Genomic DNA, 25210 nt, shown 5'->3' with positions numbered 1-25210 from the left:
GTGAGGACATCATTATGTCTGGAGACATCCTACAAACACCGGACGCACCAAAGCCACAGGGCGCGCTGGATAATTATTTTAAAATTACCGCTCGTGGCAGTACCGTTCGTCAGGAAGTACTGGCTGGCTTAACGACCTTTCTGGCCATGGTTTATTCCGTTATCGTCGTTCCGGGAATGCTGGGCAAAGCAGGTTTTCCTCCCGCAGCTGTGTTTGTTGCCACCTGTCTGGTCGCGGGCTTCGGCTCGTTGCTGATGGGATTATGGGCTAATTTGCCAATGGCGATTGGTTGCGCGATTTCCTTGACGGCGTTTACCGCATTCAGTCTGGTACTCGGGCAACAAATTAGCGTTCCTGTCGCACTGGGCGCGGTATTTCTGATGGGCGTCATCTTCACCGCCATTTCCGTAACCGGTGTGCGTACCTGGATCTTACGTAATTTGCCGATGGGTATCGCTCACGGTACAGGTATCGGTATCGGGCTGTTTCTGCTGCTGATTGCTGCTAACGGTGTGGGTATGGTTATCAAAAACCCGATTGAAGGCTTGCCAGTTGCGCTCGGTGCGTTTACCTCCTTCCCGGTGATGATGAGCTTGCTGGGGCTGGCGGTCATCTTCGGCCTGGAGAAGTGTCGCGTACCCGGCGGGATCTTGTTGGTGATTATTGCAATTTCGATCATCGGCTTAATCTTTGACCCAGCGGTGAAATACCACGGTCTGGTGGCGATGCCAAGCCTGACTGGCGAAGATGGTAAGTCTCTGATTTTCAGCCTCGATATTATGGGTGCACTCCAGCCAACTGTACTTCCGAGTGTACTGGCATTGGTGATGACCGCAGTGTTCGACGCTACTGGCACCATCCGTGCCGTCGCCGGTCAGGCGAATTTGTTGGATAAAGACAACCAGATCATCAACGGCGGCAAAGCCCTGACCAGTGACTCAGTAAGTTCAATATTCTCCGGCCTGGTGGGCGCAGCGCCCGCAGCGGTTTATATCGAATCAGCGGCAGGAACCGCCGCCGGGGGTAAAACAGGTTTAACCGCAACCGTAGTGGGGGCGTTATTCCTGCTGATTCTGTTCTTATCACCGCTGTCATTTTTGATCCCTGGTTACGCCACTGCACCCGCTCTGATGTACGTAGGTTTGCTGATGTTAAGTAACGTCTCGAAGCTGGATTTCAATGATTTTATTGACGCTATGGCTGGCCTGGTGTGTGCCGTGTTCATCGTTCTGACTTGTAATATCGTTACCGGTATTATGCTGGGCTTTGTGACACTGGTCGTAGGCCGCGTCTTTGCACGCGAATGGCAAAAGCTGAATATTGGTACGGTGATCATTACTGCCGCACTGGTCGCATTTTACGCGGGTGGTTGGGCAATCTAATAGATTCTCCGCGCCTTTCAGCGCGGAGATTTCTTTCAGAGAGGATTCTCACCGCTGGCAACAATACGCTGCTGGCGGACTCGCCTGAGTTCTCTTTCAGTAAGCAACTGCAGCGCCTGTGTTGGGCAAGATTCAACGCAGGCTGGCCCCTCTTCCCGCTGTTCACAGAGATCGCATTTCACGATTTGTTGCCGGGTATCCCCCGGCAATGACTGAATGGTGATCATCCCAAACGGGCACGCACTGACGCAGCTCTGACAGCCAATACAACGGGCAGAATTGGCCTGCACCACCTGCTCGCCCATCGTCAGCGCCCCCACGGGGCAAGCGCCAACACAAGGGGCGTTTTCACACTGATGGCACATCACCGGCGCACTGATGCTGTCCAGTCGCTGTACCTTCAGCCGGGGTAAAAAGACATCGGCATTCAACTCCTGTTCTGAAGGGTGAGCGACCACACAGGCCACTTCACAAGTACGGCAGCCAATACAGTCAGCCGGATTAACGATAATTAACGATTTCATCACGATGCCTTCGTATCAAACAGAGTTAACATATCGCGCGCCGCCTGCCTTCCTGCGGCCATGGCAGTGACAACCAGATCCGCGCCATGAACTGCATCCCCACCAGCAAAGACTTTTTTCAGATGCGTCTGGGTAGGTAAATACCCAACGTCGCCGGTTTGAATCAGGCCCCATTTATCGAGTTTAATTCCGCTGCCCTGCAACCACGGCATGGCATGCGCCTGGAAACCAAAGGCCATAATGAGAACATCTGCGGGCAATTCAAACTCTGAACCCGCAACCGGACGAGGACGACGGCGACCATCCGGCCCCGGCTCACCCATGGCGGTACGAATCAGGCCCACCGCAGTTAAACGCCCATCTTCGTCACAAGCGATATATTGCGGCTGAACATTGAATTGAAACTCGACACCTTCCTCGCGCGCATTGACCACCTCTTTGCGCGAGCCCGGCATACTGACTTCATCACGACGATACGCGCAGGTCACGCTGGCGGCATTGAGGCGGATGGAAGTCCGCAAACAATCCATTGTCGTATCGCCACCGCCCAATACCACGACTCGCTTACCTTCCACGTCCGTCAGCGGATACTCTTCAGACTCCGGCAACCCCATGAGCTGGCGGGTATGGGCAGTCAAGAACGGTAGAGCCTGAATGACACCGGGCGCATCTTCATGCGGCAGATCAGCTCGCATCATCCCGTAAGTCCCCACGCCGATGAAAACTGCATCATATTCAGAAGTTAAATCGCTAAAGGTAATATCGCGGCCAATTTCACAGTTAAGATGAAAGTCGATTCCCATTGCGGTGAATATCTCTCGCCGCTGGCTTAATACCGTTTTATCGAGTTTGAAAGGAGGTATGCCAAAAGTCAGCATACCGCCAATTTCTGGATGGCGATCAAAGACATCAACCTGAACTCCTGCGCGCGCCAGAATATCAGCACACCCTAACCCTGCTGGCCCAGCGCCAATCACCGCCACTTTTTCGCTACGGGGAACAACTTTGCTGACATCAGGACACCAGCCCATCGCCAGCGCGGTATCGGTGATGTAGCGTTCCAGATTACCGATAGTGACTGCGCCAGAGTGATCTTTCAAAGTACATGCGCCTTCACAAAGACGGTCCTGTGGACATACCCTGCCGCAGATTTCTGGTAAGGAACTGGTCTGGTGGCAAAGTTCTGCCGCTTCAATAATCTTTCCTTCCTGTACCAGACGGATGTAATCCGGAATAGCGTTATGCAGCGGGCAATGCCAGTTGCAGTTAGCTTTTTCGGCACAATAAACACAGCGGTCACTCTCATAAGTCGCTTGTTGTGGATCCAGCCCGCAATATATTTCGCCAAAGTGGGTTTTCCGTTCACTCGCTGAAATTTTATCTGCGCCTTTACGCGAGTTAACGGGGAGCAACGCTGCACTGCGAGATGGCTGAGCGTCTGATGACGCTTTTCCTGCTGCCGTTTTGCGCTGGCGGGCCACCTTTATCTGCTGTAACCCTTTATCGTCCATCAGTCGTAACGCCTGTGTTGGGCAGACTTCAATACAGGCTTGCGTGCCGGAACTGCGCTGGTTACAAAGGTCGCATTTCTGCGCAATCGTATCGACCATCTCAACGACGCCAAAGGGGCAAGCGATTGCGCATCTTTTACAACCAATACATTTTTGCTCGTCCAGTTGTACGCTATCGGACTGGAAAGTCAGAGCATTAACCGGACAAGCCGTAACGCAAGGGGCATTGTTGCAGTGATGGCAGGCCACCGGATTCGCAGCCTGGCCTTTCCCTACAACGTGGATACGTGGTCGAAAGTCACTGTGACTCAGCGGCCAGTTTTCTTGATTGTGTGCCACCGCACAGGCAATTTCACAAGCATGACAGCCTATACATTCCGCAGCTTCAGCAGCGATAAACTTATTCATTTGCTTCCCTTTCATTTAATGAGTTATGTCTTCTCAAATTTCGCGATGCAATAAACGGGCATATATTAGGTAGCATGACCGTTTTAATTATAATTTTGCGACTGAGTTCAAATTATTGCCCCTCAATCTATGCCGCTTTCATTATTTCAACATTGCCGATCAAAAGAGCGCTATCCAGATAAAAACGATTAAATGCGAGAGTGCGACATGCCAGAATGATTAATGAAATATCAATATGAGAAAATTACAGATAATTCCATTGTCAGGTTCTCTTCTCATTTTCGTGGTTTAACCACGATTATGTGATTGCCTCCGCAATTCCTGTCTCTAACTCCCCTTCCTCGCAAAAACTGGCACTCCACGAGCATGTGTTTAGACAGTTTCATTAACGTAAACGGTTGCTTTTTACTCTGGCGGGCGAAAGGAGAAACACTGATGAGCGCTATAGATTCCCAACTTCCCTCATCTTCTGGGCAAGACCGCCCAACTGATGAGGTTGACCGCATATTATCACCAGGAAAGCTGATCATACTCGGTCTGCAACACGTCCTTGTCATGTACGCAGGTGCAGTCGCTGTTCCTCTTATGATTGGTGACCGACTGGGCCTCTCAAAAGAAGCTATTGCGATGCTCATTAGCTCGGATCTCTTTTGCTGCGGGATCGTCACATTATTGCAATGTATCGGTATCGGCCGCTTTATGGGGATCCGCCTGCCGGTGATTATGTCGGTGACCTTTGCTGCTGTAACACCAATGATAGCCATTGGGATGAACCCGGATATCGGCCTGCTGGGGATATTTGGTGCCACTATCGCCGCGGGTTTTATCACCACATTATTAGCGCCTCTTATCGGTCGCTTGATGCCTTTATTTCCGCCACTGGTTACCGGTGTGGTTATTACTTCTATCGGGCTTAGCATCATTCAGGTGGGTATTGACTGGGCCGCCGGAGGTAAAGGGAATCCGCAATATGGTAATCCCGTTTATTTAGGTATTTCCTTTGCCGTCTTAATTTTTATCTTGCTCATTACTCGCTATGCGAAAGGATTTATGTCCAACGTCGCCGTATTACTGGGGATTGTATTTGGCTTTTTACTTTCGTGGATGATGAATGAAGTCAATTTATCCGGGCTACATGATGCTTCATGGTTTGCGATTGTTACGCCGATGTCGTTTGGTATGCCGATTTTCGATCCCGTTTCCATTCTGACCATGACTGCCGTGTTAATCATCGTGTTTATCGAGTCGATGGGGATGTTCCTGGCACTGGGTGAAATAGTCGGTCGTAAACTCTCTTCGCACGATATTATTCGCGGGCTGCGTGTCGATGGCGTAGGGACAATGATTGGTGGCACGTTTAACAGCTTCCCCCACACGTCATTTTCTCAAAACGTTGGCCTGGTTAGCGTGACGCGCGTTCATAGCCGCTGGGTGTGTATTTCTTCGGGAATTATATTAATCCTGTTTGGCATGGTGCCAAAAATGGCGGTGCTGGTAGCCTCCATTCCGCAATTTGTGCTGGGCGGCGCTGGGCTGGTGATGTTCGGCATGGTACTGGCGACAGGGATTCGAATTCTGTCGCGCTGTAACTACACCACCAACCGTTACAACCTCTATATTGTGGCGATCAGTCTCGGCGTTGGCATGACTCCGACGCTCTCTCACGATTTCTTTTCTAAGTTACCGGCCGTACTGCAACCGTTGCTGCATAGCGGCATTATGCTCGCAACCCTTAGCGCCGTTGTGCTGAATGTCTTCTTTAATGGCTACCAGCATCATGCTGACCTGGTGAAGGAATCCGTCTCTGATAAAGATTTAAAAGTCAGGACAGTACGTATGTGGCTTCTGATGCGCAAGCTGAAGAAAAATGAGCATGGAGAATAATATGAATTTTTTAATGCGCGCTATATTCAGTCTGCTGTTGCTTTTTACTCTCTCTATTCCTGTCATTTCTGACTATGTTGCAATGGCCATTGAAAGTCGCTTCAAATATATGATGCTACTTTTTTAAATGGTTTTTACCTGTCGACATCCGCTCAAAACGGGCGGTTGTCGATAAACGCTCACTTGGTTAATCATTTCACTCTTCAATTATCTATAATGATGAGTGATCAGAATTACATGTGAGAAATTATGCAAACGGAACACGTCATTTTATTGAATGCACAGGGAGTTCCCACGGGTACGCTGGAAAAGTATGCCGCACACACGGCAGACACCCGCTTACATCTCGCGTTCTCCAGTTGGCTGTTTAATGCCAAAGGACAATTATTAGTTACCCGCCGCGCACTGAGCAAAAAAGCATGGCCTGGCGTGTGGACTAACTCGGTTTGTGGGCACCCACAACTGGGAGAAAGCAACGAAGACGCGGTGATCCGCCGTTGCCGTTATGAGCTTGGCGTGGAAATTACGCCTCCTGAATCTATCTATCCTGACTTTCGCTATCGCGCCACCGATCCGAATGGCATTGTGGAAAATGAAGTGTGTCCGGTATTTGCCGCACGCACCACCAGTGCGTTACAGATCAACGATGATGAAGTGATGGATTATCAATGGTGTGATTTAGCTGATGTATTACGCGGTATTGATGCCACGCCGTGGGCGTTCAGTCCGTGGATGGTGATGCAGGCGACAAATCGCGAAGCCAGAATACGATTATCTGCATTTACCCAGCTTAAATAAAAAACCCCGACATTTGCCGGGGTTGTGAGCATAACGTAATGCTTATTTTACCGGACGCATCGCCGGGAACAGAATAACGTCGCGGATGGTATGGCTGTTGGTGAACAGCATTACCATACGGTCGATACCAATCCCCAGACCTGCTGTCGGCGGTAAGCCATGTTCCAGTGCGGTGACGTAATCTTCATCGTAGAACATCGCTTCGTCGTCACCTGCATCTTTCGCGGCAACCTGATCCAGGAAGCGCTGCGCCTGATCTTCCGCGTCATTCAGCTCGCTAAAGCCGTTACCGATTTCACGACCACCGATGAAGAACTCAAAGCGGTCTGTGATTTCCGGGTTAACGTCGTTACGACGCGCCAGCGGAGAAACTTCTGCCGGATATTCAGTAATGAAGGTCGGCTGAATCAGATGTGCTTCTGCCACTTCTTCGAAGATCTCGGTAACGATACGGCCCAGACCCCAGCTCTTCTCAACGTGGATACCGATAGATTCAGCAATCGCTTTCGCAGAGTCGAAGTTGTCCAGATCCGCCATGTCGGTTTCCGGGCGATATTTCTTGATCGCTTCACGCATGGTCAGTTTTTCGAACGGTTTACCGAAGTCCAGCGTCACGTCGCCGTAGGTCACTTCCGTCTTACCGAGAATATCCTGTGCCAGAGTACGGAACAGCGATTCGGTCAGCTCGATCAGATCTTTGTAATCTGCGTAAGCCATGTAGAGTTCCATCATGGTGAACTCTGGGTTATGACGTACGGAAATACCTTCGTTACGGAAGTTACGGTTGATTTCGAATACACGCTCGAATCCACCAACCACCAGACGCTTGAGGTACAGTTCCGGCGCGATACGCAGGTACATGTCGAGATCCAGCGCGTTATGGTGGGTGATAAACGGACGCGCAGCGGCACCGCCTGGGATCACCTGCATCATCGGCGTTTCAACTTCCATAAAGCCGCGGTTCACCATGAACTGGCGAATACCAGAGAGGATCTGCGAGCGCACTTTAAAGGTGTTACGGGATTCATCGTTAGAGATGAGATCCAGATAACGCTGACGATAGCGCGCTTCCTGATCCTGCAAGCCGTGGAATTTATCCGGCAGCGGACGCAGTGCTTTGGTCAGTAGACGCAGCTCGGTACAGTGGATAGACAGTTCGCCGGTTTTGGTTTTGAACAGTTTACCTTTCGCGCCGAGGATGTCGCCGAGGTCCCATTTTTTGAACTGCTCGTTGTAAACGCCTTCCGGCAGATCGTCACGGGCAACGTACAGCTGAATGCGACCGCCAACGTCCTGCAGGGTAACGAAAGACGCTTTACCCATAATACGACGGGTCATCATGCGGCCAGCAACGGCGACTTCGATGTTCAGCGCTTCCAGTTCTTCGTTCTCTTTGCCGTCGAATTCTGCGTGCAATTGGTCAGAGGTATGATCGCGACGGAAATCGTTCGGGAAGGCAATCCCCTGCTCGCGCAGGTTCGCCAGCTTCTCACGACGCGTTTTCAGTTCATTGTTAAGATCGACTACCGCGTCAGCGCCCTGTGCGTGTTGTTCAGACATGTTGGTTCCTCATAACCCTGCTTTCAAACTTGCTTCGATAAATTGATCCAGGCTGCCGTCCAGCACGGCCTGCGTGTTGCGGGTTTCTACCCCAGTGCGCAGATCTTTAATGCGGGAGTCATCAAGGACATAAGAACGAATCTGGCTGCCCCAGCCGATGTCGGATTTGTTATCTTCCATCGCCTGTTTCTCGGCATTTTTCTTCTGCATCTCCAGTTCATAAAGCTTCGCTTTCATCTGCTTCATGGCCTGGTCTTTGTTCTTGTGCTGGGAACGGTCGTTCTGGCACTGGGTCACGATCCCGGTTGGGATGTGAGTAATACGCACCGCAGATTCGGTACGGTTAACGTGCTGACCGCCCGCGCCGGACGCGCGATAAACGTCAATGCGCAGATCCGCCGGGTTGATTTCGATATCGATATCGTCATCGACTTCCGGGTAAACAAACGCGGAACTGAACGACGTATGGCGACGACCGCCGGAGTCAAACGGGCTCTTACGCACCAGGCGGTGAACACCAGTTTCTGTACGCAGCCAGCCGTAAGCGTAATCGCCGGAGATTTTGATCGTCACGGATTTAATACCCGCCACTTCACCTTCCGACTCTTCGATGATTTCAGTTTTGAAACCACGCGATTCTGCCCAGCGCAGATACATACGCTCAAGCATGCTCGCCCAGTCCTGTGCTTCCGTACCGCCAGACCCCGCCTGAATATCGAGGTAGCAGTCGGCGCTGTCATATTCGCCAGAGAACATACGGCGGAACTCAAGCTGCGCCAGTTTTTCTTCCAGGGCGTCGAGTTCAGCAACGGCTTCGTTAAAGGTTTCTTCGTCGTCAGCTTCTACAGCCAGTTCCAGCAGACCAGAAACATCTTCCAGCCCCTGTTTCATTTGGTCGAGGGTGTCGACAACGGCTTCGAGGGAGGAACGCTCTTTACCCAGCGCCTGTGCGCGTTCGGGTTCGTTCCAGACATCCGGCTGTTCCAGCTCGGCGTTTACTTCTTCCAGACGCTCTTTCTTGGCGTCGTAGTCAAAGATACCCCCTAAGAACGTCGGAGCGTTCCGTGAGGTCCTGAATGCGATTATTTACCGGATTAATTTCAAACATGGTCTGATTTCTTTTATTGAGCTAGTCAAAATGCGGTGATAAGAGCGGGATTGTACCCAATCCACGCTCTTTTTTATAGAGAAGATGACGCTAAATTGGCCAGATATTGTCGATGATAATTTGCAGGCTGCGGTTGCCGCGAAACTCGTTGATATCGAGCTTGTAAGCCAGTTGCACTTCGCGCACGCCGTTATCCGGCCAGAGGGCGGTATCGACATTAAAAGCAATACCATCCAGCAGCGGACCGCCGCCGACCGGTTCGACCATGACTTTCAAATGACGTTCACCCACCAGCCGCTGTTGCAGCAGACGGAAATGACCATCAAACAGCGGCTCCGGGAACATCTGCCCCCACGGGCCAGCATCGCGCAGCAGCTGCGCCACTTCCATGGTCATTTCGGCTGGACTTAACGGACCGTCTGACACCACTTCGCCTTGCAATAGCGAAGGGTCCAGCCACTCAGTAACCAGTTCGCCAAACCGTTGTTGAAAGAGTTCGAATTTATCCTCTTCCAGCGACAAACCCGCCGCCATCGCATGACCGCCAAACTTGAGCATCATGCCGGGGTAGAGTGTGTCTAATCGCTCCAGCGCATCACGCATATGCAGCCCCTGAATGGAGCGACCGGAACCTTTCAGCGTACCGTCACCTGCTGGCGCAAAGGCGATAACCGGACGATGAAAACGCTCTTTGATGCGCGAAGCCAGAATACCGACAACGCCCTGATGCCATTCGGGGTGATACATTGCCAGCCCGCCGGGTAGCGTGTCACGGCTGCGCTCCAGTTTCTCGCACAGGGTCAGGGCTTCAATTTGCATTCCTTGTTCGATCTCTTTTCGCGTCTGGTTTAGCGCATCGAGTTCATTTGCCAGCACGCGCGCTTCGCCGATGTTGTCGCACAGCAAGAGCGCCACACCGACGGACATATCGTCCAGTCGTCCGGCAGCATTGAGACGTGGCCCCAGCGCAAAACCTAAATCGCTGGCGGCGAGTTTTTGTGCATCACGGTTTGCCACTTCAAGCAGCGCTTTAATCCCCGGACGGCACTTTCCGGCTCGGATGCGACTCATCCCCTGCCAGGTCAGAATGCGATTATTAGCGTCCAGCGGCACGACGTCCGCCACTGTCCCCAGCGCGACCAGATCCAGCAGTTCTGCCAGGTTAGGAATTGCGATGTTACGCTCATCAAACCAGCCCTGATCGCGCAAAAAGGTGCGCAGCGCCAGCATCAGATAAAACGCCACACCCACGCCTGCCAGTGATTTCGACGGGAAATTACAGTCGCGCAAGTTAGGGTTAATGATCGCTTCCGCTGCGGGTAATGTGTCGCCCGGCAAATGGTGATCGGTAACAATAACCGGGATGCCCAACGAGCGAGCGTGCTCAACCCCCGCATGGGAGGAAATACCGTTATCCACCGTGACAATTAACTGCGCGCCACGGGCATGGGCCTGATCGACCACTTCCGGGCTTAAGCCGTAACCGTCTTCGAAACGGTTTGGTACCAGGTAGTCGATATTGCTGCAACCAAGCGAGCGCATCGCCAGCACGCTTAGAGCCGTGCTGGTGGCACCGTCGGCGTCGAAATCACCGACCACAATAATCCGCGTTCCTTCGCGAAAGGCGTTGTAAAGGATCTCAACGGCCTTTTCGACACCGCTCAGTTGCTGCCAGGGCAGCATACCTTTAACACTGCGTTCCAGTTCTTGCGCACTGCGTACTCCCCGGCTGGCGTATAAACGGCGCAGCAAGGGAGGCAATTCAGCGGGCAAGTCTGCCGTTTCATCGACTTCACGGCGACGAAGTTGTATCTGTTGTTTCACGCGAATTATTTACCGCTGGTCATTTTTTGGTGTTCGTCGAGGAATTCTTTCATCTCTTTCGGCGGCTGGTAACCCGGAACAAGTGTGCCATTGCTCAGCACAATTGCCGGAGTACCGCTAACGCCAAGCTGGACGCCAAGTGCGTAATGGTCGGCAATATCCACGTCGCAACTGGCTGGTGCGACGCTTTTACCTGCCATCACATCATCAAACGCTTTGTTTTTGTCTTTCGCACACCAGATAGCTTTCATTTCTTTCTCAGCATCGCTATCGAGCCCCTGGCGCGGGAAAGCAAGATAACGCACGGTGATCCCCAGCGCGTTGTAGTCTGCCATTTGCTCATGCAGTTTGTGGCAGTAACCACAGGTAATATCAGTAAACACGGTGATGACGTGTTTTTCCTGCGGCGCTTTATAAACGATCATCTCTTTTTCAAGCGCATTCAACTGCTTTAACAGCATCTTATTGGTGACATTGACCGGAGCCGTGCCACTAACGTCATACATTGGCCCCTGAATGATATGTTTACCATCATCGGTGATGTACAACACGCCGCTGTTAGTCAGAACTGTCTTCATGCCAGCTACGGGCGCGGGCTGAATATCGCTGCTTTTGATGCCCATTTTGGCTAACGTTTGTTGAATTGCCGCGTCATCAGCCTGAGCAAAGCCTGAAAACGCCGCTAACAAAGTAAACAACATAAAACCTTTCTTCATAAATCTTCCCGTTCTTTTCAGACATCACGCCCGCGGGTGATGCTGTTGATGAAGTTGCCGCAGACGCTCGGTAGCGACATGCGTATAAATTTGCGTGGTGGAAAGATCGCTGTGGCCCAGTAGCATCTGCACCACGCGTAAATCCGCACCATGATTTAATAAATGAGTGGCAAAAGCGTGACGCAACACATGCGGTGACAGCTTTTCGCTGTCGATACCCGCCAGCACGGCATAATGTTTAATACGGTGCCAGAAGGTCTGTCGCGTCATCTGCTGCGCACGCTGGCTGGGAAACAACACGTCAATTGACACACCATTCAACAGCCACGGACGCCCATGTTCCAGATAGGTTTCCAGCCAGTAAACCGCCTCTTCACCTAACGGCACCAGGCGCTCTTTGTTGCCTTTACCAATGACCCGCACTACGCCCTGACGCAGGCTGATATCACTCATTGTCAGCCCGACCAGTTCAGAGACACGCAGCCCGGTAGCATACAACACTTCAAGCATGGCTTTATCGCGTAGCTCCAGTGGCTGATCAATTAATGGTGCCTGTAATAAACGTTCGACCTGCGCTTCGCTTAAATCTTTTGGCAAACGCTGGGGCAATTTCGGTGAAGCGAGATGCGCACTGGGATCATCTTCACGAAACTTTTCGCGATAAAGATACTGGAACAATCGGCGCACTGCACTCAGCAAACGCGCTGAGCTGGTGGCTTTATACCCGCCCTCCAGCCGTTCTGCCAGTAATGCCTGTAAATCGTCACTTTGCGCCGTCGCCAGCGTCAACCCGCGGTGATGCAACCACTCCACCATCATTGACAGATCGCGACGGTAAGCGTTCAACGTATTTTCAGCCAGATTTTTTTCCAGCCACAGAGCATCAAGAAACTGCTCGATGCGTGCCAGATCCTGTTTCACTTGCGCCCCTTATGGTCACTCATTTGATCCATTATGCCTTATTGTGCCGTGACTAAAGCGATTCTGATACACTAGCCGCAAAAGCCACAGCAGAATCGAGAAGCTTACGTTATGAATATGGGTCTTTTTTACGGTTCCAGCACCTGTTACACCGAAATGGCGGCAGAAAAAATCCGCGATATTATCGGCCCAGAACTGGTGACCTTACATAACCTCAAGGACGACTCCCCGAAATTAATGGAGCAGTACGATGTGCTCATTCTGGGTATCCCGACCTGGGATTTTGGCGAAATCCAGGAAGACTGGGAAGCCGTCTGGGATCAGCTCGACGACCTGAACCTCGAAGGTAAAATTGTTGCGCTGTATGGGCTTGGCGATCAACTCGGGTACGGTGAATGGTTCCTCGATGCGCTAGGGATGCTGCATGACAAACTTTCTACCAAAGGCGTGAAGTTCGTCGGCTACTGGCCAACGGAAGGATATGAATTTACCAGCCCGAAACCGGTGATTGCTGACGGGCAACTGTTCGTGGGTCTGGCGCTGGATGAAACTAACCAGTATGACCTTAGCGACGAGCGTATTCAGAGCTGGTGCGAGCAAATCCTCAACGAAATGGCAGAGCATTACGCCTGATCTCACTGACGGCTTAGCGCATATGCTTTGCCGTCATCTTTATCTTTGCGTCTCTTGTTGCAACAAAATCCGCCGTAAATCCCGCCATTCGGCTTCGTCCATGCTGTCGGCTGCCAGCCATAAATGTTGCCGTTTACCGCCATCAGAACGTAAACGCAGCATCATGCCGCTCTTAATCATCCACGGTGCTTTGACGATGCTCCACTCCTGCCCTTGCCAACGCAAACGCCCGTCCATCAACAAGCGAATTTCCCCCTGGCGAGCATTAATACGCCGCTGGCTGCGAACGCAATCAAACACCACCAGCGAAAGTAACACCATCCATAACGGGGTGTAACTGAGCGGCCAGGGCATGAGTAAAATAACAGCGGCAACCAGCCCATGAATCAGCAAGGAAAGCCACTGTGCGCGCCAGGAGACGCGCAAATCAGATTGCCACAGGACCACGTTCCCGGTTCCGTGTCTGGATGAGTCGGACCATCATTTCCAGTTCTGCATCGGCCGGTTTACCGTGATTCATTAGCCAGTTGAACAGGTCCGGATCGTCACATTCCAGCAGACGAATAAAGATGCGTTTTTCGTCATCGCTTAAGCTGTCGTACTCATGTTCGAAAAACGGCATGATTGAAATATCGAGTTCGCGCATACCACGGCGGCATGCCCAATGAATGCGGGCTTTGTTGTTAATGTCCATCTTCTTCCTGTCTCACGAAAATCCAGTACCAGGCTATTGTAACGTGTTTTTCGACTTCTTTTACGGGAATATCAGTAAACACAATCGCGATCGCGAAATTAATTCACAACAATTCAAGGGCTTCATTTTTTTGGAAGTCGCCTCGCAGAAGGCACAGATCGCGTAGTGAAAGCACTTGCATTGCCTCATAGCTCTTTTACCATTAGTTATTAATACGCCGTTAAGCAACTCAGGACTCTATTATGGCTTTTACACCTTTTCCTCCACGTCAGCCTACGGCTTCTGCCCGTTTACCGCTGACGCTGATGACGCTTGATGACTGGGCGCTTGCCACCATTACTGGCGCGGACAGCGAAAAATATATGCAGGGCCAGGTGACAGCAGATGTCAGCCAGATGACAGAAAATCAGCACCTGCTCGCCGCCCATTGCGACGCCAAAGGTAAAATGTGGAGCAATTTACGTCTGTTCCGCGACGGCGATGGCTTTGCGTGGATTGAACGGCGCAGCGTGCGTGAACCGCAGCTGACTGAACTGAAAAAATATGCGGTGTTCTCTAAAGTGACCATCGCGCCAGACGACGAGCGTGTGCTGCTTGGTGTTGCCGGTTTTCAGGCGCGCGCCGCGCTGGCCAATCTCTTTAGTGAACTACCTTCGAGAGAAAAACAGGTAGTTAAAGAAGGCGCGACCACTTTGCTATGGTTTGAACACCCGGCAGAACGTTTCCTGATCGTAACCGATGAAGCTACTGCCAATATGCTGACCGATAAACTGCGCGGTGAAGCGGAACTGAACAATAGCCAACAGTGGCTGGCATTAAACATTGAAGCGGGTTTCCCGGTGATTGATGCCGCGAACAGCGGGCAGTTTATCCCACAGGCGACCAATCTCCAGGCGCTGGGCGGTATCAGCTTTAAGAAAGGCTGTTATACCGGACAAGAGATGGTGGCGCGAGCAAAATTCCGTGGTGCCAACAAACGCGCGCTCTGGTTGCTGACAGGTAGTGCCAGCCGACTGCCGGAAGCTGGTGAAGATTTAGAGCTGAAAATGGGCGAGAACTGGCGTCGTACCGGTACGGTGCTGGCTGCGGTAAAACTGGAAGATGGTCAGGTCGTGGTACAGGTCGTCATGAATAACGATATGGAACCGGATAGCATCTTCCGCGTACGCGACGATGCGAATACATTGCATATCGAGCCGCTGCCGTATTCGCTCGAAGAGTAAATCTCTTTATCGCATCAGGCATTTATCGCCTGATGCGACGCTGGCGCGTCTTATCATGTCTGGGATTTGATGCCTTTATCACAACAGGGACGAGGCCCGTAGATCGGATAAGGCGTTCACGCCGAATCCGGCAGTTGTGCTCCGATGCCTGATGCGACGCTGGCGCGTCTTATCAGGCCTACAAAGGCATACCCATTACGCCTGCCCAATATACAAATAGATCGCCAGAAAGTGGCACACACTACCGCCGAGCACGAAGCCGTGCCAGATGGCATGGTTGTATGGAATGCGTTTGCAGACGTAGAAAATCACCCCGAGCGAATAAACCACGCCGCCTACCGCCAGTAAGGTAACGCTGCCCGCCGCGAGCTTAACTGCCATTTCATAAATTACCACCAGCGACAGCCAGCCCATCGCCAGATAGGTCACCAGAGATAAAATTTTGAATCGGTGCGCGATGGTCAGTTTAAACAGAATACCCAGCAATGCCAGGCTCCAGATAACAATCATCAACCCGCGCGCTAACGGAGAATCCAGCCCCACCAGCAAAAACGGCGTGTAGGTTCCGGCAATCAACAGGTAAATAGCGCAATGGTCAAATTTCTTCAGCCACATTTTTGCCCGTTGATGAGGAATGGCGTGATAGAGCGTCGAAGCGAGGAACAGCAGGATCATACTGCCGCCATAGAGGCTGTAACTGGTTATCGCTGTGGCGCTGGCATTGAGATCCACCGCCTGAACCAGTAGCAACACCAGCCCAACGATACCAAACACCAACCCAATGCCGTGACTGACGCTGTTGGCAATTTCCTCTGCCAGCGAATATCCCTGCTTAATGAGGGGCTTCTGAACCATAACTTACTCCGGAGAAACGTACACGCACATGTATACCTCTCCAGCGTAACTGAGAATAGTTCCAGTGAACACCTGTTAGCTAAAATAAATTCTGATTTGAGACTAATCTCCTAAAAATCATGAAATTAAATGCGAAATTTCAACTAACAGGCGTGAGTTCAATTTAAAGACATTTAAATTCAATCACATAAAACTGTGTCTGACCGGGATAGATGTCGGCAATGACCTTTATCAGTTCAGTCAGGGTCATATTTTCCTGCTCTGCATGTTTTTCCGTCAGCGTATCCAGCGTTACGGTTGAGGTTGCGGTGACTTCAATCGTGCAAAAATAACCGTCATCTTCAAAACGCCCGACACGAAGCACATCACCCGTTTTGAAGTGCGATTCAGACTCGTCGCGGATGGTGATGGTTTTACGCCCAGCCAGAATGTCATCCTGGAAACGTTGAAAAAAAGTGATGTCGTTTGGCTGCATGGTACTATTTCCTGTAAGAATTGACTCATCTGGAGCCTATGATAGTGAAAAAACTCACCTTACCGAAAGATTTCTTATGGGGCGGCGCAGTTGCCGCTCATCAGGTCGAAGGCGGCTGGAACAAAGGCGGCAAAGGGCCGAGCATTTGTGACGTTCTGACCGGTGGCGCACACGGCGTGCCGCGCGAAATCACCAAAGAAGTCTTGCCAGGCAAATACTATCCAAACCATGAAGCCGTTGATTTTTATGGTCACTACAAGGAAGACATCAAGCTATTTGCCGAAATGGGCTTCAAATGTTTTCGGACTTCCATCGCCTGGACGCGTATTTTTCCAAAAGGTGATGAAGCTCAGCCAAACGAAGAAGGGCTGAAGTTCTACGATGATATGTTCGATGAACTGCTGAAATACAACATCGAACCGGTGATAACCCTCTCCCACTTTGAAATGCCGCTGCATCTGGTGCAGCAATACGGTAGCTGGACCAACCGTAAAGTCGTTGATTTCTTTGTCCGTTTCGCGGAAGTGGTATTCGAACGCTACAAGCATAAAGTCAAATACTGGATGACCTTCAACGAAATAAACAACCAGCGTAACTGGCGTGCGCCGCTGTTTGGTTACTGCTGCTCCGGCGTGGTGTATACCGAGCATGACAACCCGGAAGAGACGATGTACCAGGTGCTGCATCACCAGTTTGTCGCCAGCGCCCTGGCAGTGAAAGCCGCGCGTCGCATTAACCCGGAGATGAAAGTCGGCTGTATGCTGGCGATGGTGCCGCTCTATCCCTACTCCTGTAACCCGGACGATGTGATGTTCGCTCAGGAGTCGATGCGCGAACGCTACGTCTTTACCGATGTGCAGCTACGCGGCTATTACCCGTCCTATGTGTTGAACGAGTGGGAGCGTCGCGGATTTAACATCAAAATGGAAGATGGCGATCTGGATGTACTGCGTGAAGGCACCTGCGATTATCTTGGTTTCAGCTATTACATGACCAACGCAGTGAAGGCCGAAGGCGGCACCGGCGATGCGATCTCTGGTTTTGAAGGCAGCGTACCGAACCCGTATGTTAAAGCGTCTGACTGGGGCTGGCAGATTGATCCAGTAGGTCTGCGCTATGCCCTTTGCGAACTGTATGAGCGTTATCAGAGGCCGCTGTTTATTGTCGAAAACGGTTTTGGCGCTTACGACAAAGTGGAAGAAGATGGCAGCATCAACGACGACTACCGCATTGACTACCTGCGCGCCCATATTGAAGAGATGAAAAAAGCAGTGACTTACGATGGTGTGGATCTGATGGGCTACACACCGTGGGGCTGCATCGACTGCGTGTCATTCACTACCGGGCAGTACAGCAAACGCTACGGCTTTATCTATGTGAATAAACATGACGACGGTACTGGCGATATGTCGCGTTCACGTAAGAAGAGCTTTAACTGGTACAAAGAGGTGATTGCCAGCAACGGCGAGAAGCTTTAAGTCGATGAAGTACCGGATGCAATACTCGTTGCATCCGGTCAGACAACTTCCCTGTTTTATTTCCCGCCCGCCAAATCGATAAAACTTCCCGTGACGTAAGAGGCTTTATCACTTAGTAGCCAGACAATGGCCTGCGCGACCTCTTCTGCCTGTCCACCACGCTGCATGGGGATGTTCGACTTAACGCGATCGACGCGTCCAGGCTCGCCGCCGCTGGCGTGCATTTCGGTATAAATAAACCCTGGCCGCACGCAGTTAACGCGGATCCCCTGCGCGGCGACTTCCAGCGATAGTCCGGTGGTTAACGTATCAATCGCCCCTTTCGATGCCGCGTAATCAACATATTCCCCTGGCGAACCCAACCGTGAGGCCACCGAAGAGACATTGACGATAGCGCCGCCACTGCCACCATTTTTAAGCGCCATGCGTTTTACCGCCTCGCGGCAGCAGAGAAAATATCCCGTCACGTTGGTGGAAAGTACTCGGTTGATTCGCTCTGCGGTAAGGTTTTCAACGGTGCACTGGGTAAACAAGATCCCGGCGTTATTGACCAGCGCTGCTAGCGGTTCATCGTGCTGATCGATTGCTGTAAACATTGCGATGACCTGATTTTCGTCGCTGATATCCGCCTGGAGCACGAATGCTTTGCCACCGGCTTGCGTTATTAAGTTCATCACTTCCTGCGCCGCGTGGAGGTTTTGCTGATAATTAACCGCCACCGTATACCCTTCTTGCGCCAACAGTAATGCAGTTGCCCGCCCGATGCCGCGACTGCCACCAGTCACAAGTGCTATAGCCATTTGTTTTTCCGAGAAAAATTAATTCGTTGACGTATCTTTGAGATTGCTAACAAACTGGCTCAATCTTCAATGTTGGCACGCTTTTCCCCCTCGCCCTTTCAGGGAGAGGGCCGGGGTGAGGGTAAATATTCGCGCCAGTGCCGGCCTGTTCCCCTCACCCTAACCCTCTCCCCAAAGGGGCGAGGGGACTGTCTGAGCACTTTTGTACTTTGTCATCTGACTAAAAAGGCGCCGAAGCGCCTTTAGAAAATAGTCGAATCAGTGAATTACTGGTATTCGCTAATCGGTACGCAGGAGCAGAACAGGTTACGGTCGCCGTAAACATCATCCAGACGTTTCACTGTCGGCCAGTATTTGTCTGCCACACCTGCCGGGAATACCGCAACTTCACGGCTGTACGGATGCGCCCACTCGGCGACCAGTTCGCTCTGAATGTGCGGCGCGTTCACCAGCGGGTTATCTTCCAGCGGCCAGACACCGGCTTTCACCTGGTCAATTTCTGCGCGGATAGCCAGCATCGCGTCGATAAAGCGATCCAGTTCCACTTTGCTTTCAGATTCAGTCGGTTCAACCATCAGCGTACCCGCCACCGGGAACGACATCGTCGGCGCGTGGAAACCGTAGTCGATCAGGCGCTTGGCAATATCCAGCTCGCTGATGCCGGTTTCTTCTTTCAGCGGGCGAATATCGAGAATACATTCGTGCGCCACGCGACCGTCGCGACCGGTATACAGCACCGGGAAGGCATCCTGCAGGCGGCTGGCAATATAGTTGGCGTTGAGGATTGCCACCTGGCTTGCTTTTTTCAGCCCTTCTGCGCCCATCATGCGGATGTACATCCAGCTGATTGGCAGGATAGAGGCGCTACCGAACGGTGCCGCAGAAACCGCGCCCTGACGGGTTAACATGCCTTCGATTTGCACCACGCTATGACCCGGTACAAACGGTGCCAAATGCGCTTTCACGCCGATCGGTCCCATACCCGGACCACCACCGCCGTGCGGAATGCAGAAAGTTTTATGTAGGTTAAGGTGTGAAACGTCCGCACCAATAAAGCCCGGCGAGGTGATGCCAACCTGGGCGTTCATGTTCGCGCCATCAAGGTAAACCTGACCGCCGAACTGATGCACGACTTCACACACTTCACGGATCGTTTCTTCATACACGCCGTGGGTAGAAGGATAAGTCACCATGATACAGGAGAGGTTATCGCCCGCCTGTTCCGCTTTCGCGCGCAGATCAGTCAGATCGATGTTGCCGTTTTTATCACACGCCACAACCACCACCTGCATTCCTGCCATATGTGCAGAAGCGGGGTTAGTTCCGTGCGCAGAAGCCGGGATCAGGCAGATATCGCGATGCCCTTCGTTGCGGCTTTCATGATAATGACGAATTGCCAGCAGGCCCGCGTATTCGCCCTGTGCGCCAGAGTTCGGCTGCATACAAACGGCGTCGTAACCGGTCAGTTTCACCAGCCAGTCAGCCAGCTGCGCAATCATCTGCTGATAACCTTCGGCCTGCTCCGGCGGGCAGAACGGGTGCAGTTCGGCAAATTCCGGCCAGGTGATTGGGATCATCTCGGCGGCGGCGTTCAGTTTCATGGTGCAGGAACCCAGCGGGATCATCGCCTGATTCAGCGCCAGATCTTTACGCTCCAGCGAGTGCATATAGCGCATCATTTCGGTTTCGCTGTGGTAGCGATTAAACACCGGATGGGTGAGGATTTCGTCGTCGCGCAGCATCGCAGGCTGGATAGAGCGGCTGTCGTGAGCCACGTCTTTGTCCAGCGTGTCGATGTCCAGGCCGTGGTTATCGCCCAGCAGCACGTTGAAAAGCTGCATTACGTTTTCACGCGTGGTTGTTTCATCAAGGGTGATCCCAACCGCGTTCAGAATATCGCTACGCAGGTTGATTTCAGCCGCTTCGGCACGCGTCAGTACGCCCGCTTTGTCGGCCACTTCCACACACAAGGTGTCGAAATAGTGCGCATGGCGCAGTTTCAGACCTTTTTGTTGCAGGCCCGCCGCCAGGATATCGGTCAGACGGTGAATGCGGTTAGCGATACGTTTCAGGCCAACCGGGCCGTGATAAACGGCATACAGGCTGGCGATGTTTGCCAGCAGTACCTGGGAAGTACAAATGTTGGAGTTCGCTTTCTCACGGCGGATATGTTGCTCGCGAGTCTGCATCGCCATGCGCAGCGCGGTATTGCCAGCTGCATCTTTCGATACACCGATAATACGGCCCGGCATTGAGCGTTTGTATTCATCTTTCGCCGCAAAGAATGCCGCGTGTGGGCCACCGTAGCCCATCGGCACGCCGAAGCGTTGCGCCGAACCAAAAACAATATCCGCGCCCTGTTTACCCGGCGCAGTTAACAGCACCAGCGCCATAATATCGGCGGCAACGCTGACCACAATTTTGCGTGATTTCAGTTCGCTAATAAGCGCAGTGTAGTCGTGAATTTCACCGGTAGTGCCTACCTGCTGTAACAGCACGCCGAAGACGTCCTGATGGTCGAGCACTTTTTGCGCGTCATCGACAATCACTTCAAAACCAAAGGTTTCGGCACGAGTACGGACCACATCCAGCGTTTGCGGATGCACATCGGAAGCCACGAAGAAGCGGTTGGCATTTTTCAGTTTGCTGACGCGTTTCGCCATCGCCATTGCTTCGGCGGCAGCGGTGGCCTCGTCCAGAAGAGAAGCAGAGGCCATATCCAGTCCAGTCAAATCCAGCGTTACCTGCTGGAAGTTGAGCAGTGCTTCAAGGCGGCCCTGGGAGACTTCAGGTTGATACGGAGTGTACGCGGTATACCAGCCCGGATTTTCCAGCATGTTACGCAGGATAACCGGCGGTAGCTGCACGGCGGTGTAACCCATGCCGATGTAAGACGTGAAGCGTTTATTGCGACTGGCAATAGCCTTGAGTTCTGCCAGTGCGGCGTATTCGGTCGCCGGTGCGCCAACCTGCGGTGGTGTCGCAAGTTGAATATCTTTCGGCACAATCTGGCCGGTCAGCGCGTTTAACGATTGTGCACCAACGGCATTCAGCATTTCTTGCTGTTGCGCGGCGTCCGGTCCGATATGGCGTTCAATAAAAGCGCCGCTGTTTTCAAGCTGGCTTAACGTCTGTGTCATGAGCGATGGTTCCTGAAACGTGCAGTGAATTGTGAACCTCTCTCCTTACGAAGAGAGTGAGGGTGAGGCATAAATTTTCCTCACCCTGATCCTCTCCCGCAGAAGAGGAATAAAGCCGTTACTCGTCTTCTAACAATGCTTCGTATGCGGTCGCATCCAGCAGTGATTCCAGTTCGCTTTCATCGCTGGCTTTGATTTTAAAGATCCAGCCGCCTGCATACGGTTCGCTGTTCACCAGTTCCGGGGAATCGCTCAGTGCGTCGTTTACCGCCACGATTTCACCGCTTACTGGCGCATAAATGTCTGACGCCGCTTTTACCGATTCGGCAACCGCGCAGTCATCGCCCGCGCTAACCGTTGCGCCCACTTCCGGCAGGTCAACAAACACCATATCGCCTAACAGCTCCTGAGCATGTTCGGTAATACCAACGGTGTAAGTGCCGTCGGCTTCTTTACGCAGCCATTCGTGTTCTTTGCTATATTTCAGTTCTGCTGGTACGTTGCTCATCAATCAATCTCCAAAAAAGTAAATCACGCGACGGCTTTGCCGTTACGCACAAAAACAGGTTTTGTCACTTTAACCGGCATTTCACGGTTGCGAATTTGCACAATCGCCGTTTCGCCAATACCTTCCGGCACGCGCGCCAGCGCAATGCTGTAACCCAGCGTCGGGGAGAAAGTACCGCTGGTGATAATGCCTTCATGCTGGTTGCCCTGCGCATCGGTAAAGCGTACCGGCAGTTCATTACGCAGCACGCCTTTTTCGGTCATCACCAGACCAACCAGTTTTTCTGTACCATGCTCACGCTGCACTTCCAGGGCTTCACGACCGATAAAGTCACGATCTGCCGGTTCCCAGGCGATGGTCCAGCCCATGTTGGCGGCTAAAGGAGAGATGGTTTCGTCCATCTCCTGACCATAAAGATTCATGCCCGCTTCCAGACGCAGCGTGTCACGCGCGCCCAAGCCACATGGCTTAACACCCGCTTCCACCAGCGCACGCCAGAAATCGGCCGCTTTTTCATTGGGCAGCGCAATTTCATAGCCCGCTTCACCGGTATAACCAGTGGTGGCAATAAACAGATCGCCCGCCTGCACGCCAAAGAACGGTTTCATCCCTTCCACCGCCTGACGCTGGGCGTCATTAAACAGTGTGGCAGCTTTTGCCTGCGCATTCGGCCCTTGCACGGCAATCATGGAAAGGTCATCACGAACGGTAATTTCGATGCCGAAAGGTTCAGCGTGTTGGGTAATCCAGGAGAGGTCTTTTTCGCGGGTGGCGGAGTTAACAACGAGGCGGAAGAAATCTTCAGTAAAGTAGTAGACGATGAGGTCATCTATCACACCGCCAGAGGCATTCAACATCCCCGAGTAAAGGGCTTTGCCGCTTTTGGTGAGCTTCGCCACATCGTTCGCCAGCAGATAACGCAGAAACTCCCGGGTGCGGCTGCCGCGAAGATCGACGATGGTCATATGTGACACATCAAACATTCCGGCATCGGTACGTACCGCATGATGTTCGTCGATTTGCGAACCGTAATGCAGCGGCATCATCCAGCCGTGGAAATCCACCATGCGAGCGCCGCAAAGCGTGTGTTGTTCGTACAAAGGAGTCTGTTGTGCCATCTTGTCCTCATTGAATAAGCGGGGCTGACAACTTTTCATGGTGAAATTATCACCACGAAACCCAGCATCGGAGCCACTCCCGGTCCCCAACGCAATCGTTCTCTTTTGCCTGAACTTACCACCGAAACAGACTGTTAACCATAAGGTAAAATTGATCATCACATTAGCTTATGGTTAAAAAACGCCAAAATCGCGACAGAATAAAAAACCAAAAAACACACCAGTTTCTATATAAAGATGATGCCATTAGAAAGCTAATTTGAATAAGGCAATATTAAGAGCTAAAAAAATGTCAAAAAACACTAAATCAAAAAATAATGACATTAGAAAATATAATGCGAAAACGGAGGTGAAATTAGTTTATTTCAAATGAGGAAAATCTCCCGGCGAAAAAACCGGGAGATGAAAGTGTGATGGGTATCAAATAAACAGCAGAAGAGAAATTTTTAACGCAGCCATTCAGGCAAATCGTTTAATCCCATTGCCTGGCGGATAAGTTGTGGTTTAACGCCAGGAAGCGTGTCGGCCAGTTTCAAACCAATATCACGCAGCAGTTTTTTCGCCGGATTGGTACCGGAAAACAGATCGCGGAATCCCTGCATACCAGCCAGCATCAGCGCCGCACTGTGCTTGCGGCTACGCTCATACCGGCGCAGGTAAATGTACTGCCCGATGTCTTTCCCCTGACGATGCAACCGTTTCAGTTCAGCAATCAGCTCTGCAGCATCCATAAAGCCGAGATTTACTCCCTGCCCCGCCAGCGGGTGAATGGTATGCGCGGCGTCGCCCACCAGCACCAGACGGTGCGCGGCAAACTGGCGCGCATAACGCCCCGTCAGTGGGAACACCTGACGCGCGCTCTCAACCTTGCATAAGCCCAGGCGATTATCAAAAGCGATATTTAACGCGCGATTAAATTCATCTTCACTTGCCTGCTGCATCCGCTGCGCTTCCTCTGGCGACAGTGACCAGACAATTGAGCAAAGATGCGGATCGCTAAGCGGTAAAAAGGCCAGAATGCCTTCGCCATGGAAAACCTGCCGCGCCACCGCATCATGCGGTTCTTCCGTGCGAATGGTCGCTACCAGCGCGTGATGCTGATAATCCCAGAAAGTCAGCGGAATATCTGCTTTGTTGCGCAACCAGGAATTAGCACCGTCCGCGCCAATCACCAGACGCGCCGTTAACATGCTGCCATCTTTCAGCGTCAGGAAAGTTTCATTTTCTCCCCAGGCGACCTGCTGTAATTCTGCGGGGGCCAACAGAGTGATATCTGACGACTGCTGCGCTTTGTTCCACAGCGCGTAGTGAATCACTGAGTTTTCAACGATATGCCCAAGATGGCTATAGCCCATGCTTTGATCGTCAAACGAAATGTGACCAAAACTGTCTTTGTCCCACACTTCCATACCGTGATAACAACTGGCCCTACGAGAGAGAATGTCCTGCCAGACGCCAAGACGGGTGAGTAATTTTTCGCTGGCGGCATTGATAGCCGAAACGCGCAGTTGTGGTGGTGCATCCGCCGCCAGAGGTTCCGGTACGCGCTGCTCCAGTACGGCAACGCGTAAGCCGCTCCCCTGTAAGCCGCAGGCAACCGCCAGCCCCACCATGCCGCCACCAACAATGGCTACATCAACACTTTGCATT

Annotated in this window: 25 protein-coding genes; 8 read left to right on the top strand and 17 right to left on the bottom strand. The window is 52.0% G+C overall.

Annotated features, from left to right (window positions below; all coding sequences use genetic code 11):
- Nucleotides 1-14 precede the first annotated feature (14 nt).
- Nucleotides 15-1382 carry a guanine/hypoxanthine transporter GhxQ gene (ghxQ, locus tag AB4H76_RS04905; RefSeq protein WP_000012163.1) on the top strand — a complete coding sequence of 456 codons (1368 nt, stop codon included), beginning with the start codon at nt 15-17 and terminating at the stop codon, nt 1380-1382.
- A 35-nt stretch (nt 1383-1417) separates the two neighbouring features.
- Here ghxQ and AB4H76_RS04900 read toward each other — a convergent pair whose 3' ends face one another.
- The gene (locus AB4H76_RS04900) at nt 1418-1906 is read right to left on the bottom strand and encodes a 4Fe-4S dicluster domain-containing protein (protein ID WP_000838422.1); all 489 of its coding nucleotides are present in this window, start codon (nt 1904-1906) and stop codon (nt 1418-1420) included.
- Nucleotides 1906-3825: a formate-dependent uric acid utilization protein YgfT gene (gene ygfT / locus AB4H76_RS04895; RefSeq protein ID WP_001300605.1), complete on the bottom strand. Its 1920-nt coding sequence runs from the start codon at nt 3823-3825 to the stop codon at nt 1906-1908. Before ygfT ends, AB4H76_RS04900 begins: the two co-directional genes overlap by 1 nt.
- 435 nt (nt 3826-4260) lie before the next feature.
- On the opposite strand from ygfT, the gene uacT reads away from it, so the two are divergent.
- Entirely contained in the window at nt 4261-5709 is a 1449-nt protein-coding gene (uacT, locus tag AB4H76_RS04890; protein ID WP_001295374.1) for a urate/proton symporter UacT, read from the top strand.
- Between the two features lies 1 nt (nt 5710).
- Nucleotides 5711-5836, top strand: a complete 126-nt coding sequence (gene yqfG / locus AB4H76_RS04885) for a protein YqfG (protein WP_420062575.1) — start codon at nt 5711-5713, stop codon at nt 5834-5836.
- Here yqfG and AB4H76_RS04880 read toward each other — a convergent pair.
- Nucleotides 5833-5904: a protein YqfH gene (locus tag AB4H76_RS04880; protein ID WP_120795390.1), complete on the bottom strand. Its 72-nt coding sequence runs from the start codon at nt 5902-5904 to the stop codon at nt 5833-5835. The genes yqfG and AB4H76_RS04880 overlap by 4 nt on opposite strands.
- A gap of 54 nt (nt 5905-5958) precedes the next feature.
- On the opposite strand from AB4H76_RS04880, the gene idi reads away from it, so the two are divergent.
- Nucleotides 5959-6507 (top strand): isopentenyl-diphosphate Delta-isomerase, encoded by a 549-nt coding sequence (idi, locus tag AB4H76_RS04875; RefSeq protein ID WP_001192818.1) that lies wholly within the window; start codon nt 5959-5961, stop codon nt 6505-6507.
- A gap of 42 nt (nt 6508-6549) precedes the next feature.
- Here idi and lysS read toward each other — a convergent pair whose 3' ends face one another.
- The 5 genes from lysS to xerD form a co-directional block, all read right to left on the bottom strand.
- A complete protein-coding gene (lysS, locus tag AB4H76_RS04870; RefSeq protein WP_000003071.1) occupies nt 6550-8067 on the bottom strand; it encodes a lysine--tRNA ligase in 1518 nt (505 codons plus the stop codon).
- A gap of 9 nt (nt 8068-8076) precedes the next feature.
- Nucleotides 8077-9175 (bottom strand): peptide chain release factor 2 gene (gene prfB / locus AB4H76_RS04865; protein WP_001701073.1). Its coding sequence is split into 2 segments (ribosomal slippage): nt 8077-9099 and nt 9101-9175, totalling 1098 coding nucleotides; the frame shifts between segments, so codons are not numbered across the junction.
- 90 nt (nt 9176-9265) lie between these two features.
- A complete protein-coding gene (gene recJ, locus AB4H76_RS04860; protein WP_000813198.1) occupies nt 9266-10999 on the bottom strand; it encodes a single-stranded-DNA-specific exonuclease RecJ in 1734 nt (577 codons plus the stop codon).
- 5 nt (nt 11000-11004) lie between these two features.
- Nucleotides 11005-11715, bottom strand: coding sequence for a bifunctional protein-disulfide isomerase/oxidoreductase DsbC (gene dsbC, locus AB4H76_RS04855; RefSeq protein WP_000715210.1), 711 nt, complete (start codon nt 11713-11715; stop codon nt 11005-11007).
- Nucleotides 11716-11739: 24 nt separating this feature from the next.
- Complete coding sequence (gene xerD / locus AB4H76_RS04850) at nt 11740-12636, bottom strand: site-specific tyrosine recombinase XerD (protein WP_000806638.1); 897 nt, start codon at nt 12634-12636, stop codon at nt 11740-11742.
- 111 nt (nt 12637-12747) lie between these two features.
- Between xerD and fldB the strand changes: the two genes are divergently transcribed.
- The gene (gene fldB / locus AB4H76_RS04845; protein WP_001055874.1) at nt 12748-13269 is read left to right on the top strand and encodes a flavodoxin FldB; all 522 of its coding nucleotides are present in this window, start codon (nt 12748-12750) and stop codon (nt 13267-13269) included.
- A 39-nt stretch (nt 13270-13308) separates the two neighbouring features.
- Here fldB and AB4H76_RS04840 read toward each other — a convergent pair whose 3' ends face one another.
- Together AB4H76_RS04840 and sdhE are read right to left on the bottom strand one after the other, a co-directional pair.
- Entirely contained in the window at nt 13309-13716 is a 408-nt protein-coding gene (locus AB4H76_RS04840) for a protein YgfX (protein ID WP_000244777.1), read from the bottom strand.
- Nucleotides 13697-13963 (bottom strand): FAD assembly factor SdhE, encoded by a 267-nt coding sequence (sdhE, locus tag AB4H76_RS04835; protein ID WP_000354046.1) that lies wholly within the window; start codon nt 13961-13963, stop codon nt 13697-13699. Before sdhE ends, AB4H76_RS04840 begins: the two co-directional genes overlap by 20 nt.
- Before the next feature lie 242 nt (nt 13964-14205).
- Here sdhE and ygfZ point away from each other — a divergent pair, with 242 nt between their 5' ends.
- Complete coding sequence (gene ygfZ / locus AB4H76_RS04830) at nt 14206-15186, top strand: tRNA-modifying protein YgfZ (RefSeq protein ID WP_001625883.1); 981 nt, start codon at nt 14206-14208, stop codon at nt 15184-15186.
- A 195-nt stretch (nt 15187-15381) separates the two neighbouring features.
- On the opposite strand, the gene trhA is transcribed toward ygfZ, so the two are convergent.
- Both trhA and yqfB read right to left on the bottom strand, forming a co-directional pair.
- Nucleotides 15382-16041 carry a PAQR family membrane homeostasis protein TrhA gene (trhA, locus tag AB4H76_RS04825; RefSeq protein ID WP_000250274.1) on the bottom strand — a complete coding sequence of 220 codons (660 nt, stop codon included), beginning with the start codon at nt 16039-16041 and terminating at the stop codon, nt 15382-15384.
- Nucleotides 16042-16204: 163 nt separating this feature from the next.
- Nucleotides 16205-16516: a N(4)-acetylcytidine aminohydrolase gene (gene yqfB / locus AB4H76_RS04820; RefSeq protein WP_001182954.1), complete on the bottom strand. Its 312-nt coding sequence runs from the start codon at nt 16514-16516 to the stop codon at nt 16205-16207.
- Nucleotides 16517-16560: 44 nt separating this feature from the next.
- Here yqfB and bglA point away from each other — a divergent pair, with 44 nt between their 5' ends.
- On the top strand, nt 16561-17994 hold the full coding sequence (gene bglA, locus AB4H76_RS04815; protein WP_001338826.1) for a 6-phospho-beta-glucosidase BglA: 1434 nt from the start codon (nt 16561-16563) through the stop codon (nt 17992-17994).
- A gap of 56 nt (nt 17995-18050) precedes the next feature.
- On the opposite strand, the gene AB4H76_RS04810 is transcribed toward bglA, so the two are convergent.
- The 4 genes from AB4H76_RS04810 to gcvT form a co-directional block, all read right to left on the bottom strand.
- Nucleotides 18051-18794 carry an SDR family oxidoreductase gene (locus AB4H76_RS04810; RefSeq protein ID WP_000951962.1) on the bottom strand — a complete coding sequence of 248 codons (744 nt, stop codon included), beginning with the start codon at nt 18792-18794 and terminating at the stop codon, nt 18051-18053.
- Between the two features lie 266 nt (nt 18795-19060).
- Nucleotides 19061-21934 carry an aminomethyl-transferring glycine dehydrogenase gene (gene gcvP / locus AB4H76_RS04805; RefSeq protein ID WP_000195062.1) on the bottom strand — a complete coding sequence of 958 codons (2874 nt, stop codon included), beginning with the start codon at nt 21932-21934 and terminating at the stop codon, nt 19061-19063.
- Between the two features lie 118 nt (nt 21935-22052).
- Nucleotides 22053-22442 (bottom strand): glycine cleavage system protein GcvH, encoded by a 390-nt coding sequence (gcvH, locus tag AB4H76_RS04800; protein WP_001295377.1) that lies wholly within the window; start codon nt 22440-22442, stop codon nt 22053-22055.
- 23 nt (nt 22443-22465) lie between these two features.
- Nucleotides 22466-23560, bottom strand: a complete 1095-nt coding sequence (gcvT, locus tag AB4H76_RS04795) for a glycine cleavage system aminomethyltransferase GcvT (protein ID WP_000068701.1) — start codon at nt 23558-23560, stop codon at nt 22466-22468.
- 289 nt (nt 23561-23849) lie between these two features.
- Between gcvT and AB4H76_RS04790 the strand changes: the two genes are divergently transcribed.
- Nucleotides 23850-23933 (top strand): hypothetical protein, encoded by an 84-nt coding sequence (locus AB4H76_RS04790; RefSeq protein WP_122056850.1) that lies wholly within the window; start codon nt 23850-23852, stop codon nt 23931-23933.
- A 73-nt stretch (nt 23934-24006) separates the two neighbouring features.
- Here the strand turns inward: AB4H76_RS04790 and ubiI are convergent, their stop codons facing one another.
- Entirely contained in the window at nt 24007-25209 is a 1203-nt protein-coding gene (gene ubiI / locus AB4H76_RS04785) for an FAD-dependent 2-octaprenylphenol hydroxylase (protein ID WP_001192185.1), read from the bottom strand.
- Nucleotide 25210 lies beyond the last annotated feature (1 nt).

Origin of the sequence: Escherichia sp. UTM R2 (genome assembly GCF_048593455.1) — a bacterium.
Taxonomy (GTDB): Bacteria; Pseudomonadota; Gammaproteobacteria; order Enterobacterales; family Enterobacteriaceae; genus Escherichia; species Escherichia coli.
This window is presented reverse-complemented; position numbering and strand designations above follow the sequence as displayed.